The 14,987-nt window shown below is 38.3% G+C and carries 7 protein-coding genes; 6 read left to right on the top strand and 1 reads right to left on the bottom strand.

Translation table 11 applies throughout. From position 1 onward, the window contains the following. Window positions 1-32 precede the first annotated feature (32 nt). From D7322_RS18280 to D7322_RS18260, 5 genes are all read left to right on the top strand, one after another. Complete coding sequence (locus D7322_RS18280; RefSeq protein ID WP_183078754.1) at window positions 33-1,226, top strand: FecR family protein; 1,194 nt, start codon at window positions 33-35, stop codon at window positions 1,224-1,226. Window positions 1,227-1,342: 116 nt separating this feature from the next. Beyond that, complete coding sequence (locus D7322_RS18275; RefSeq protein ID WP_220700105.1) at window positions 1,343-4,708, top strand: TonB-dependent receptor; 3,366 nt, start codon at window positions 1,343-1,345, stop codon at window positions 4,706-4,708. A gap of 17 nt (window positions 4,709-4,725) precedes the next feature. Then, complete coding sequence (locus D7322_RS18270) at window positions 4,726-6,417, top strand: RagB/SusD family nutrient uptake outer membrane protein (RefSeq protein WP_121125684.1); 1,692 nt, start codon at window positions 4,726-4,728, stop codon at window positions 6,415-6,417. A 24-nt stretch (window positions 6,418-6,441) separates the two neighbouring features. Next, the gene (locus D7322_RS18265; protein WP_121125683.1) at window positions 6,442-7,806 is read left to right on the top strand and encodes an alpha-L-fucosidase; all 1,365 of its coding nucleotides are present in this window, start codon (window positions 6,442-6,444) and stop codon (window positions 7,804-7,806) included. Further along, window positions 7,793-9,430: a family 43 glycosylhydrolase gene (locus D7322_RS18260; protein WP_121125682.1), complete on the top strand. Its 1,638-nt coding sequence runs from the start codon at window positions 7,793-7,795 to the stop codon at window positions 9,428-9,430. The genes D7322_RS18265 and D7322_RS18260 overlap by 14 nt, the downstream gene beginning before the upstream one ends. Window positions 9,431-9,834: 404 nt before the next feature. Here the strand turns inward: D7322_RS18260 and D7322_RS18255 are convergent, their stop codons facing one another. Next, window positions 9,835-10,179 carry a hypothetical protein gene (locus D7322_RS18255; protein WP_220700104.1) on the bottom strand — a complete coding sequence of 115 codons (345 nt, stop codon included), beginning with the start codon at window positions 10,177-10,179 and terminating at the stop codon, window positions 9,835-9,837. 417 nt (window positions 10,180-10,596) lie between these two features. Here D7322_RS18255 and D7322_RS18250 point away from each other — a divergent pair, with 417 nt between their 5' ends. Further along, on the top strand, window positions 10,597-14,919 hold the full coding sequence (locus D7322_RS18250; RefSeq protein WP_121125681.1) for a hybrid sensor histidine kinase/response regulator transcription factor: 4,323 nt from the start codon (window positions 10,597-10,599) through the stop codon (window positions 14,917-14,919). Window positions 14,920-14,987: the final 68 nt, after the last annotated feature.

Below are 14,987 nucleotides of genomic sequence, written 5' to 3'. Positions count from 1 at the left end.
ATGCGATAGAAAAATTAGACTAAATGGGTCTTATGCAAAAAAAGGAAAGAATATATTATCTGTTTTCACAATTCCGGAAATCTCAACTGTCGGTAACCGAGCTTGCCGAATGGAAGCTGGTGTTGGAAGATCCTACCACCGAAAATGTGCTAAATGACCTTATGGAGGATCTTTGGAATAATGCAAATGATGATATTGCACCTTTAGATATTGAAAATGCTCAATTTATTTATCAACGCGTTGTCTTGCAAAAGCAAAATAGCAGCCGGCAAAAAATCCTTTATCTAAAATGGATTGCTGCAGCAGCAATCTTATTAATAGTTGGAGCAATAGGCTTCTATACTTTGACAATACCAAAGGGACATTTGACAAAAAAAGATGCGGTATTTTCGCTAGAACCGACCGATTATACAACAGTTGATCAACCAATCTTATATATCGAAGGAAATAAAAAAATAAAACTAGACGATGTAGCGCTAGGTAAGATTTATGAAGACAATGCTTTTGTTGTTTCTAAAATTAAAGAAGGAGCGGTCGAATATAAAGCGAAATTTCAAAATATATCAAGTAGAGCAATCCAATATAAACTCATCGTTCCAAGAAAAAGAACATATGAGATCTGTCTTTCCGATGGTACAAAAGTTCAGCTAAATGCAGAGAGTTCGATCTCATTTTCGGATGCTTTTAGGTTTGACCGTATTGTGGCTTTAGACGGTGAGGGCTATTTTGACGTTACCCATAAAGAATATCTGAGAAGTAAGCCGTCGCCATTTTCTGTCAAGACAGAAAAGCAAAAAGTAACCGTTTTGGGAACTGCTTTTAATATGCGAGCGTACCGCAAAGAGACAGAGAGCACAACCTTATTGAGAGGAAAAGTACTGGTAGAGCCATTGGCTGAAAAGACTTCACAAAAGCACGAATTGGTACCGGGACAACAATTGAAATTCGAAAATAATACCATTTTTGTTAATAGGGTAGATGTCGACCGGTCAATTTCGTGGTTAGATGGAGATTTCTATTTTAACGGTATCCGACTTGATCAGGTTATGCGGGAACTGTCACGTTGGTATGACATTGATGTTGATTATAAATCACTCCCAAATACAAAGAAATTTTATGGTAAAATACGCCGGACATCTAGTATAGAAGAAATTTTAGTTGCTATTGAAAGCACAAGTGATGTCAAACTAATAATGAAAGGAAGGAGGATTATGAGCTTGAACTAATTATGTAAACCTAAATACTATTAACCAAAATCGGCGATGCTACGAACATCACCGATCAGATGGTTAATCGAACGAAAAAACAATCAATTATACCATTAACTTAATAAAACAAATATATGAAAATACTATTTCATATAGGCTACTTTTTATTTCCCAATGAAGGGGTAAAAGGTCGACTCTACCGAAGATTATTTACCAAAAGTTACCTGATTATGAAGTTACATATTCTTTTATTGGTGTTTATTAGTCTGCAGGTCCATGCAGGTGCTTATTCCCAAGAAATAAATATGAAGATCAAGAATGGACAGTTAAAAGTTGTTATGCAGCAGCTGAGTAAACAGTCTGGCTATGACTTTCTCTACGAAGAAACCTATCTAAAAGTTGCAAGACCAGTGACATTGGAGGCCAAAAACATGGATGTTCGCAAAGCATTGGCTACAATATTTCGTGATCAGCCATTTTCTTATACTATACGAGGCAAGATGATTATTCTGAAACCTCGCGATATTAAACCAGCCAATCCAGGTGTTACTTCTCAACGATCAATTAAAGGGATTGTACATGATGTCAATAATGCTCCCCTGCAAGGCGTGAACATCAGTCTATCTGGAGGAGCCCCCATTGCTGCAAGTAATGAAAAAGGGCAATTTGAGATCGTCGATTTAAAGGGGCAGACAGAACTGCTCTTCCATTTGATCGGTTATGAAGAAAAGAGAATTTCAGTTGGTGATCAGACGTTTTTAGACGTATCACTATCCGCAACTATGAATAGTTTAGATGAAGTCGTTGTCGTTGGATATGGAGTTCAAATGAAATCTAATGTTGTTGGTGCGGTATCAACAGTTAAATCTGAACAGATCGCAAGAAAGCCTGTTACCAATCTGGCTGAAGCCCTTACTGGTGAAACCCCCGGTTTAACTATTGCTCAGTCTTCCAGTCAGCCGGGAACAGTAAATACAAGTCTTCGAATAAGAGGAGAAGGAACATGGGGAAATTCTTCACCGCTCGTCCTCGTAGATGGGGTTGCTATGAACATGTTTGATGTTATGCCTTCGGACGTTGAAAGCGTAACCGTACTTAAAGATGCTTCAGCAGCGGCTATCTATGGATCAAGAGCTGCCAACGGTGTTATTTTGGTAACGACCAAAAGTGGCAAATCAGGAAAACTCGCAATCAATTACAATGGAAGTATTGGACAGCAATATGCTACCCGTATTCCCAAACCCGTGTCGTCGTGGCAGTATGCCGAGATGTACAACAAGGTGACGGAAAATTTAACAGGTGTTCCCGGAACTACATTTTCTCAGGAAAAAATCGACCGGATGAAAAATGGTGGAGACCCAGATGTCCTAGAAGGAAATACCAACTGGTACAAAGAATTGATTAAACCCGCAACACAAACCATGCATAACCTGACGATGCAAAATGGGAGCGATAAGACCACCTATCTTGGTTCTTTAGGGTATACCAAGCAAAATGGGGTTATAAACTCTACCTATGAACGATATAATATGCGTCTAAACACATCGACTAAATTCAATTCTTGGTTGAAAGTTGGAGCCAATATGTCTTATATAAATGACGAAAGAAAGGAATCGGCTAATGGTGCAGCATCTTCCTATTATTATGTCCCTCGTTCGATGCCATATTATCCGGTAAAATACTCAGATGGTACTTGGTCATTTCTTTCTGCACCTCAAAATGCCGTCCGTCGTTCTACTTACGATTACGGCATGATGTCCATGCGTGGTGATAAATTATCGATGTTGGTTAGTCCTGAGATTTCACCTATTTCTGGTCTTTTGATCAAAGGAACATTTGGATATGAAAACAAATCGTTTCTGCAAAAGCGCTCAACAAAGATTGTAAAATATGATTCTTTTGCACCAGCTAATCAGGTAGAAAATACCGTTATCGCTCGGAATAGCCAGTCAGATACGTATACCCAAGAGCGAAATTTAACGGGTTTCTTGACAGCAACATACAATAAGCAAATTGCTGCTCATCATTTTGTTCTTATGGGCGGAGTTTCAGCTGAATCGACAAGATATAGCTCTTTGCAGGGCGACAGGAAAGACTTCCCAAATAATGACTTTTCTGAAATTTCTAGTGGTGATATTAACACCTCATTGACCTATGGATCATCTTACTATCAGTCTTTGGCTTCGATGTTTGGAAGGTTCAATTATAATTATGATAATAAATATCTTTTTGAAGCCAATATCAGAAGGGATGGGTCATCAAAGTTTGCGCGTGGAAATAAGTGGGGAACCTTTCCTTCATTTTCATTGGGCTGGCGTATGTCTGAGGAAAAGTTTTTCGAAAACTTAAAACCAGTGATTCCTGAATTCAAATTAAGATCGTCTTGGGGCAAGCTGGGAAATAATCAGATTGACAACTTTTTGTTTCTAAGTACTTATGGCGCTGGAGAGTCCTATATATTCGGGAGCAACCTTGAGTCCTCATTTTACGAGGCAGTGATGGGAAATAATGTGATCACCTGGGAAACGACAACCCATAAGAATTTAGGCCTTGATCTTGCCGCAATCAAAGGGAAGTTGAGCTTTTCTTTTGACTGGTTTAATCGAGTTACCGATAATATCTTACTCAATCTAGATGCACCTTCATTGTTGGGAATCACAGCTCCAATACAAAATGCAGGGTCAGTTCAGAATCGTGGCTGGGAAATATCATTTGGGTGGAGAGATAAAATAGGAAGTGAATTTAAGTATAATATTAGTGCTAATCTTTCTGATGTACGGAATAAAGTCTTGGATTTGAAAGGATACAAATCTTCTACAACTGCCTTGACTACCCGTATAGAGGGCGAACCTCTTAATTCATTATTTGGCTGGGAGACACTGGGCATAGCAACAGATCAGGCCAAGTATGATCAATATAGCGCGGTGATGAAAACCTTTATACCGACCTGGTCAATTGGAGATATCATTGTGAAAGATCGTAATGGTGACGGTCAGATAACTGCTGCGGACAAGACAATTATTGGTAATACCATTCCTCGTTACACATATGGTGTGACTTTGAGCGGAGAATATAAAAAGTTCGACTTTTCGCTCTTATTCCAAGGTGTTGGCAAGCGCGATGGATTTCTAGGAAGGGATGTTATAGAACCTATGGGAATCTTCTCCGCATTGGAAGAACACTTTCTGGAATCTTTTGATCCTACAAATCCCAATCCTAATGCTTATTACCCAAGACTATTAGGGGCAGCACAGCGACAAAACTGGCAAAACTATTCGCATTGGGTACAGGATGCTTCATACTTAAGACTGAAAAATATCTCTGTAGGTTACTCCTTCGGTATACCAAAGGCCAAAATTAAAAATATAAGAACTTATTTTAGCGGCCAGAATATACTAACTTTTACGAAGTATCGAATTTTCGACCCTGAAAATGGTCTGAATTCCATATCCTTTCCAAATGTTGCCACCTATACCTTGGGGCTAAATATCGACTTTTAATTTTTTAGCTAATAGACATGAAAAGAATAATCTATTTATATGTACTCGCAGGCCTGTTATTATCATCCTGTGAAAAATTTCTGGATTCCGAACCTACGACATCAATTACACAGGATAATTATTGGAAAACACAAAATGATGCTGTAAAATTTATAACAGATATCTATGCTTCTACTTTTCCGACCGTCTACGAAGGATCCATTTTTTTTGACGAAATGATGTCCGACAATGCTTTTTTGGTATGGTCGGGATGGTACACCGATATCCGTCTTTTGGCGAATGGAACCCAGGACGCCAGTGGAACAGCTCCCTACAATATTTGGACACAGCACTACGCAAATATTAGGAAATGCTATACAGTTTATGAAAATATAGACAAAATAACGGGTATTTCGGATCAAGATAAAAATACTTTGATTGCTGAGGTGAAATTTTTGGAAGCTTATAATTACCATAGGCTAGTCTTCTTTTTCGGTCATGTGCCTTTGATCACCAAAACGCTAACCGACCAAGAAAGCAAGACTGTTAAACAATCGGAGCGGCAGGATGTAGTGAATCATATTCTCAATAGACTTGATGAAGCAATCGCACAGTTGTCCGGAAAATCGCAGGCCAAAGGAAGGGCTGACTGGGGGAGTAGTCTCGCATTAAAAGCACGTGTACTGTTGCTTGAGAATAGATTTGTGGACTTGCTCCCTATCACCCAGCAACTTTCAGAAAAATACACCCTAAACACGGTCGGTGATACACCATACGAAGATCTATTCTCAGGAAAGGCAGAAAACTCAAATGAGATTATTTTTTCCATGGTACGAAGAGCATCCAGCGGCGGAGTTGCTGAAGGTCATTTTTCAAATCAGATCTTTTTCCTCAAAGGCATGTCCGGTGGAGATGCCTTGAGGGCTTGTACACCGACGGGTACGTTGGTCGATTCCTATCCGATGGCCGATGGTCGGTTACTAACTGAAAATGGTTCAACATATAATCCTGCAAAACCATATGTAAGTCGAGATCCTAGATTTTATCAATCCATTATTTACCCTACCGGAAATATTAACTATTGGAATGGCACATCTGTACAATCAACCTTGTATGATCCGGAGGATAAATCAACAATGATCAAACTACAACAATATGATGCTCCTGAACCATCATCAAGCGGTTATATGTGGAACAAATATGTAGACTGGTCTCCACATGCCATGGTTCAGATCACGGATTGTACAAACGACATTATCATCATGCGCTACGCTGATATTCTTTTGATGCGCGCAGAAGCGCTTGTTGAAATAAACGGTGCTGGAGCAAAGGCTGAGGTTATCGACATCATCGACCGGTTAAGGAATAGGGTGAAGGGAGGCGCTGTTCACCGCGAAAATTACAATACAAAAGACCAGTTGTTGGCCTTAGTACGCAATGAAAGAAGAATTGAACTTGCCAATGAAGGGTTACGTTATTTTGACCTTATCCGATGGAAAGCGGCGGAAAAATCGCCTGCATTAGATGGCTATGGCTTAAAAGGAGATCTTTATGGAGCCATGATGCGGAAAGATGGCGTAGGGAAATCCGACCGTACGATCTCAATTCAAGGCCAAGAAAGAAGATGGATTGAAGAGCGCTTCTTTAATCCAGCAAAGCACTATTTACAGCCTATTCCCCAAAAGGAAATTGATTTGAATCCAAATTTGGTTCAAAACCCCAATTGGTAGTTTAAATAAATCTATAAAAACATCATGTACAGAATTATATATTTTCTCATCTTATTTTTAATATTTTCAACAAATTGTCACCTGAGCTATGCTCAGGTGACAATTGTTAACCCTAAAACGGACAAAGAGCTATTGAAGAAATTCCAGGATGCAAAGTTAGGTATGTTTATCCATTGGATGGTATGTCATCGTGAAGGTATGGGCGATTCCTGGGCAATTGGTTCAAAGATTAAATCAAAAGCTCAATCCGATTCCATTACAATGTTGTGGAATCCAGTGGATTTTAACGCCCAAAGAATGGTAGAGACTGCACGGAAAGCAGGAGCTAAATATATGGTCGTCATATCCAAGCATCACGATGGATTTGCCATTTGGGATAGTAAATACACAAATTTTGATCTTGAAAAAAGTCTCTTTAAACGTGATATACTCTCAGAACTGGCCGTCGAATGTCGGCGGCAGGGGCTGCTTTTTGGAATCTATTATTCTATAGCAGATATAGAATATACTGGATGGAAAAGAATGCCGAGCTTGGGGAATGTTATTGCCGAACCAAAGTTTGGAAAAAAAGCATTTATAGATTTCGTGAAAAATCAAACTGCTGAACTGATAAAGAATTACTCTCCGGATATTCTATGGTACGATGGTCATTGGTTAGACCCGATTTGGGGACCAAAAGAAGGAAAGCTGCTCTATGATTTTGTTAAATCAATAAAGTCTGATGTCTTAGTTACTAGGTTGTCTGTAACAAAAGATTATGACAATGAGGAAACATTTTTTCCGTATGGTCATTCAGGTGATTTTTTTTCGATGGAAGCCAAGACTGCTGATGCACCACCCTTTCCCTGGGAAGCATGTACCAGTGTAAGCTATCCAGTGTATGCCTACGAGCCAAGTGCTGAGCTTATTTCAAAAGAAAAGTTGCTAACTGACTTTAGCAAAACACTTTGTGGTAATGGCAATTTTTTGCTCAATATTGGTCCAGATGAACAAGGCAAACTTCCCCAAAAATTAGTAGACAAATATATGGAATTAACAAATTGGATAGAGAAATATCCCGAAGCAGTATATAAGACCAGCGGTGGCCCATATAAACAAGGAGATTGGGGCGGAAGTACTTATCGCGGAAAGTATATTTATCTTCATTTAAGGAATCCAACTAAGCTACCTAAAGAGATTGCAATACCGCGATCTTATAAAGTTAAAGCTATTACTAGTCTCGATTCCGGTAGAAAATTGACTTTTAAACAGTCGGGGTATCAATTGTCGCTTCAGATTCCAGCGGCGCTATTTGATAAAACAATTCCAGTGATTAGAATCGAATTGGAAAGAAATTTCCTTTTTGATAGTTGGATGCCATTAAGGGAGGAACAAGATGAAAGGAATTAAGTTCTTTTGGATTTTGTTTGTTCTATTCTTGACGAACCAACAATTGATTGCGCAGATTGATTCCATTCATAATCCAGTTTTACCTGGCTTCAACCCTGACCCATGTATTGTAAACGTAAATGATGATTATTATATTGTCACTTCGAGTTTTGAGTGGTTTCCGGGAATTCCAATTTATCATTCCAAGGATTTGATAAATTGGAACCAGATCGGACACGTATTGACACGTAAAAGCCAGTTAGATATGCGTGGGATAGGTGACTCTGATGGTATTTTTGCCCCATCAATCACCTATCATAAAGGGCTTTATTATGTTATTTTTACCACTGTACAGGATGGGGTTAACTGGTCGCTCAAAGGCTATCCCAATTATATAGTAACCGCCAGGGATCCCAAGGGACCTTGGTCTGAGCCTGTGTTGGTAAATAGTCTGGGTTTTGATCCTTTTCTGTTTATTGATGATAACGAAGAGGCATACGTTCTTTTTAGAACATTTGATCATCGACCGGGGAAACCTGCTTCGGCTGGAATTGGAATGCATAGCATCGACCTGAAAACATTCCAACCGATAGGTGAACCAAAATTGATCTATACCGGTTGGAATAGAAACTCAGCAGAAGGACCAAAACTTCTAAAAAAAGACGGCTATTATTATCTTTTCACTGCTGAGGGCGGAACCAGCTATGAGCATTATGAGGCTGTCGCCCGCTCCAAAAGTATATGGGGAGAATATGAGCGTAGTCCCCAAATTTTTTATACCACGAGAGGTGATTCGTCGTCATCGATCCAAAAGGCCGGCCATGGCACCGTGTTTTCTACACCAAACGGAGAATGGTATACAACCCATTTGGGGTCACGTCCACTATCATCACTGGGCGCATGCCCTTTGGGTCGAGAAACATTTATTCAGAAAGTACGTTGGAATGCCGGGGCATGGCCAGTTCTCGACAATACAACTGGTTTTCCAGAGGAGGCTGTCGTTGCTCCTGTGAAAGCTACAGGAAATAAGCGGGAGAAGGAACTATATACTTTTTTTGATTCATTTGATTCCAAAAAAATAGATGTATCCTTTCAAACTCTCCGTGAACCTTGGGATAAATCATGGCTTAATTTAGAACGAAAAAAAGGAACTCTAGCTTTGAAAGGGAGACGAGCTTTAGGTTCTAGGTTTGATCAAAGTTTAGTCGTTCGACGCTTAACAAGTCTAACGCAGACCTATGAGACAGCTTTGGAATTCGATCCAAAAGATTTTAGGCATTTGGCAGGGTTAGCCTGTTACTATGATACGAAACATTTTTTTTCTTTGGGACTTACAGTAGACGATCATGGAGATCGTCAATTGGTGCTAACCGGAGTCGATAAGACTTATAAGCAGTTAGCCTTTAAGGGCTTAGAAGGGAGTGAAGCAAAAGTGAGATTGAAAGTGTCCTTTTCCAATAAACATTTTCAGTTTTATTTTTCTACCAAGGAGGGAGAGTGGGATAAGATTGGTCCTGAGATACAGTCTTCAATACTGTCCGACGATTACACTGATGGCTTTACGGGAGCGATGGTTGGGCTTTTTTCGCAAGATATGTTGTACGAGCGGGAATGGGCATATTTTGATTATTTAAAGGTCTATTGATAATTGGTTGGCCTTCTTATATGGAGGCCAACTAATTTTAAAATAATCTATAGATAGTTTTAAATAGCATTAAGAGTATTCGATATATAAAAAATTAAACCCCAATGTTATCAGAAATAAGTAATTATTTGAATCAAAAACAACATATCAGGTTGCATGAAATAGCTGATCTCGAAATGCGCATCCTCTATTTTAAGAAAAGGCCGTTCGTAGTTTTGGATTTTTGTAATGGAAAAATATATTTTAATGAGCGGGAATTAGAGTCGGTAAAGATGGACACACAAGGAAAGTTGGCTATTATTTGGATACGAAGTAAATATCTTCCCTCCAAAAACTGGATCGGTCTGGACATCGGTATAAGCGAAAATAATCTGATCATCCAGTTGATTGATGATTTTTATTTGCTACATACAATCTGCTTCTTCGAAATAAGTAAGGGCAAAAAGATTCGGTATAGTGCTTTTGCCTATAACAGCATACTCTCGAATATTACCTTTCTTATCTGGATTTGAATCTCTCCATTCTTTCGCTGTCATACCAAACAATGCAACATTAAGCAGATCAGCTTCACTCGTATAAACGGAACTTGCTTGTTGTTTGGTAATTTCTGTTGGAATAAGATTTTCTTTGATTGCATCGGTATGGATTTGGTAATTCACTTTGGCTAAAGTTCTTTGTAAACTCCAGTTTAACTTCAAACGGTCGTTTTCTTCATCTTTTAGACGTTGAAATTCTTTTCCCCTATACATTAATCTTTTTATTCTTTGCCATACATTTAGATTTGATAAATTATTCTTTGTCAGTTTGAGAAAACTAGACCTAATAATTGGCTACTACAGTTTTTATTTTATGTGAGTAAATATACTAAAAAAAATAGTAATATATAGATCGATGTATATAAAGATTTAATAACAACTTTAAGAAAACCTTAAAATCCTGACTTTCCGATACCTCCCAAATACCGCTTAGAAAGATGATCTTGAAAATAACATTGATGCGGTGATCGAAAGCTGTGTTGGAATAGCATTCCTCAATACTTAAACGGATTTTGTTAAGTTTTTTTTGAGATCGTTTGCGTAGAAAATATAAAGTAATATGTGAATAAAAAGCTAATTTTATGTAGTAACCAGATTTTCAAAAAGCGGGGGACAAGCCTAATCTTCATTATGATAAAATTCAGTAGTCCGTGGATATATTTATTAGCGTTAGTTTTCGCTTATATACCCACTGTTCTAGGTCAAGAGAACTTTAGATTGGATCATTATGGCGGAGAAAAAGGTCTTTCTCATGGTAATCTGACAGGTCTAATGAAGGATAAGGACGGTTTTATCTGGATTGGGACATGGAATGGAATCAACCGTTACGATGGACAACGTTTCAAAACCTTCAATTCGACTGAACTCAATAAGTCTGATATTGCAAGTCGTCGAGTCATTCAGATGATTGACGGTACCGAAAACGATATCTGGTTTCTTACCTATGATATGAAACTTTATCGTTTTGACAAGGCTTCTGAGGAGCTTTTTTCGATTTCGGAGAAGGTAGAAGCTACACAAAAAAAATCAATACAATTTAATAAAATTTTCGCAATTGATGCACAATCATTATGGGTAGGCAGTACTGATGATGGTTTATTTTGTATCGATGCGAAAAGTGAAAATTTTGACTATTCGATCTTTAGCTCAGATAGTAAGGCTGTAGCTAATCATTTATCGTCAAATAAATTGACTTTCTTCCATAGGAATGCTGAAGGACAGGTATGGATAGGGACAAAAGAAGGTCTTCATTTGCTTCAATTGACCTCAAACCAGAATAAGCCCCATGTTATTCAATCTTTTGAGTTGACGTCAAATGGAATCGATAAGATTGCAGAATCTTCAGGTTTCATGTACTTTTCTACCCTAAGAAATAACCTGTTGGTATATGATAAAAAAAACAAAAAGTTGCAGGTATTAGCTGTAACTAAAGGACGAATCAATGAAATGCTTATGTCACGCGATAAAAAGCAGCTGTTTTTGTCAACTTCTCTAGGAGAACTTATTGCGTTTGATGTCGTGAGACATACAGTACGGACAATATATCAATTTCGAACTAGCCTTACTGGTATTTATGAAGATAGTAAGCGACGTTTGTGGCTTGAGCCAGAGGGGAACGGCGTAGTGATGCTGAATTTGAATAATTTTAAAAGCAACTATTTTGGCTCCCCGTTCTATAAGAAGAGTTCAACGATGAGTTTTAAATGTTTTGAGGATGTGTCGCAAAGAGTTTGGATCAGTATGCGTGGGGGGGGATTTGGTTTTTTTGATGAACAGAATGGTCAGATCAGCTTTTCTTTTAGGTCAATCAATGGTCAACAGATTGACTTTCCACGTTTTGTCCATGATATTCTATATGACCCTGCTGGTGTAATTTGGTTTGCCGTAGAGGGGGAGGGAATGGCACGGATAGTCTTTTACAACAAGGGGGTATCATTCCAACCCTTTGGAAATGAACAGGGACAAGCAGGGGACCCCGAAGTGCGTAGCCTTTTATTTGATCAGTTGGGAAGACTTTGGGTTGGTAAAAAATTTAGACGTATATCAGTTTTTGATCAAGGAAGAATTTCGCCAGTTTCTTTTAGCGGCGTGGATGCCGAGGCGCTTTCGTCTGTCTATAGCTTATTGGAAGACCAAAAAGGAACAATGTGGATGGGTACTAAAAAACACGGCTTATTAAAGGCTGTACCACAAAATAAGGCGAGAACCTCCTATAGAATCGAACAATTTAGCACAACAAACAAAAAATTAAGCAGCAATCAAGTTTATTCTTTGTTGGAGGATAAACAGGGGGCTATTTGGATAGGAACTTATGGATCGGGTTTACTGCGTGCCACTGAAATCAATGGAAGAACGCAATTTGAACGGATAACATTGCAAAAGCCTGGATTGCGGAGGGATGCATTTAGCAGAGTTCGGCAATTAACCCTTGATGATAAGGGTATGGTTTGGGTAGCAACAACGTATGGTGTTCTGGTTGTCAATCCAGTCAAAAAGGGGGATAATTTCTACTATGTTTACTATAAGGGAGACCAAATTGGCGATAATGATGTGCAATATCTATACAAAGATCATGATGGATGCATGTGGATATGTACCTCAGGAGGTGGATTGACAAAATGCACTGGCAACCCTTTTCGTACGCTACAATTTGAACATTATACTACCAAAGAAGGACTTTTCAATGATTATATTTTAAGCTGTATCTCGGATGAAGAACATAACCTTTGGATAGCAACAGAAGGTGGTCTGTCCAAGTTTGATCGTTTAAAAAAGAGATTCGTAAATTTTAATGCAAGCGACGGCTTTGGCAATATGCGATTTTCAGAAAAGTCAGTGGTTCAAAGTAAGCAAGGAATGATTTATTGGGGCACAACGAAGGGTATGCTTTGTCTGGACACCAAATCCTTTCAGCAGAAAAATAGCAAACCTCAGGTTCTGCTAACGGGGCTTTTGATTAATAATAAAGAGTTTGTAATTAACCCTCAAAAAAAGGGACAGCAAGTTGGTGTACAATATACCGATCGCCTTATTTTAAATTATAATCAAAATAACCTATCCTTTGATGTAACAGTCTCGGATCCACGCTACATGCATCCAAACTTTCAATATCGTATAAAACAGATTGATACCAACTGGCATCTTAATAATCAGATTACTCGTATTACCTATACCAATTTAAATCCGGGCAATTACACACTTGAGATAAAGGGTGAAGATGATTTTTATAAGGGAGTACCTTACAGAAAGATTGAATTGATGATTAATCCACCATGGTGGAAGACCAATTGGGCATATATAGTCTACGGTCTTTTGATTCTGGGAATCTCCTATGCTGTCTTTAAGATAAGTTTGCAAATGATACATTTAAAGCAGAAAGTACTCCTCGAACAGCATCTTGGAGCACTTAAAATGGAGTTTTTTACCAATATCTCCCATGAATTGCGAACACCATTGACACTTATCATAAGCCCGGTAAAGAAATTGATACGTGAAGAGACGGATACAAAAAAGCAGGTGTATATGGATATTATTCATCGGAATGCTACGCGAATGGAGCTTTTTGTCAATCAATTGTTAGACTTGAGAAAAGTACAGGAAAACAAGCATCAATTGCATCTAACACAATTCGACATCGTGGTATTGATCTCTGATGTGTTGTTCGCCTTTACTGCATCTGCAGAGGCAAAACAGGTGAACCTTAAATTTGTCACAGCATTTAAAGAATTGATTGTTCAGTTGGATCAGGGGAAAATAGAGATAATCCTTTTCAACTTGTTGTCAAATGCTCTAAATTATACACCTGACGGAAGTACCGTGGAAATCCAGTTAAACCTGCAACAAGATAAAATGTGCATTCATATCATTGACGAAGGACCTGGAGTTCCAAATGTATCACTGCCTTATATTTTTGAATTATTTTATACCGAAGATAAAAGTAAGGTGCATAAACGAAAAAGTACAGGAGTAGGCTTAGCGCTTTCAAAAGAATTTACCTTATTACATGACGGAAATATTTATGCAAAAAACAGGGAAAATCATGGACTCCATGTGAGCATTGAAATTCCAATTCGCAATAATTCAAATGCTCCGCAAAGTGTTCAAGAATTCCTTAGCATTAATTCTTTTGACCTTCCGCCCTCCAATACCGATAAGAATAGCAACGTGTCTTTTGAAATAGATAAAAATGAAACTCTATTGTTAGTTGAAGACAATGCGGATTTACGTATATTTTTAACGGGACAGTTGGTTACTCATTACCGCGTTGAAATAGCTACAAACGGTAAAGAAGGGCTTGAAAAGATTCGCTCCGTGATGCCTGATTTTATATTGAGTGATCTGATGATGCCCGAAATGGACGGAATTGAACTGTTAAAAGAAGTTCGACGGGATGCGCGTACTTGCCATATCCCTTTTGTGTTGTTGAGTGCTAAACATGCTGTTGAAACGCAAATTGAGGGATTGAGTTATGGCGCTGACTATTACATCACAAAGCCATTCGAACCTGCTTTTCTTTTGGCGGCTATACATAGTTTACTTCAGAAAAGAAGATCCTATTTTAAACAGGTTACTGAACGGAATACGGCAGTAGTTCAAGTATCAGAAGTTCAAATTGATGACAAGGATAAAAAATTCTTGGAAACAGTAGTCGAGGTGGTGGAACAGCATATGAACCAATCTGACTTTAATATTGATTTGATTGCCGAACAGCTGAATTTGGCTCGCAATACCTTTTACAAAAAATTTAAGAGCTTGACAAATATGGCTCCAGTAGAATTCGTCCGCGAGGTGCGCCTGAAAAAGGCAAAATTATATTTTGATGCCGGTCTGGAAAACGTATCCGATGTGGCTTATCGCGTAGGCTTTAACAACCCTAAATATTTCAGTACAAGTTTCAAGGAAATGTTTGGAATCTCCCCAAAAGAATATGCCATGCGAAAAAAAAATATATGATTTTATAGCACTTATATTGAATTTAAAATACTGATAATTAGTATTTTATAAAAATTAAACCTTTTTTG

The organism is Sphingobacterium puteale (assembly GCF_003627955.1).
GTDB classification, from domain to species: Bacteria; Bacteroidota; Bacteroidia; order Sphingobacteriales; family Sphingobacteriaceae; genus Sphingobacterium; species Sphingobacterium puteale.
The sequence above is the reverse complement of the archived record's forward strand: the minus strand, read 5'-3'. Positions and strand labels throughout refer to the sequence as shown.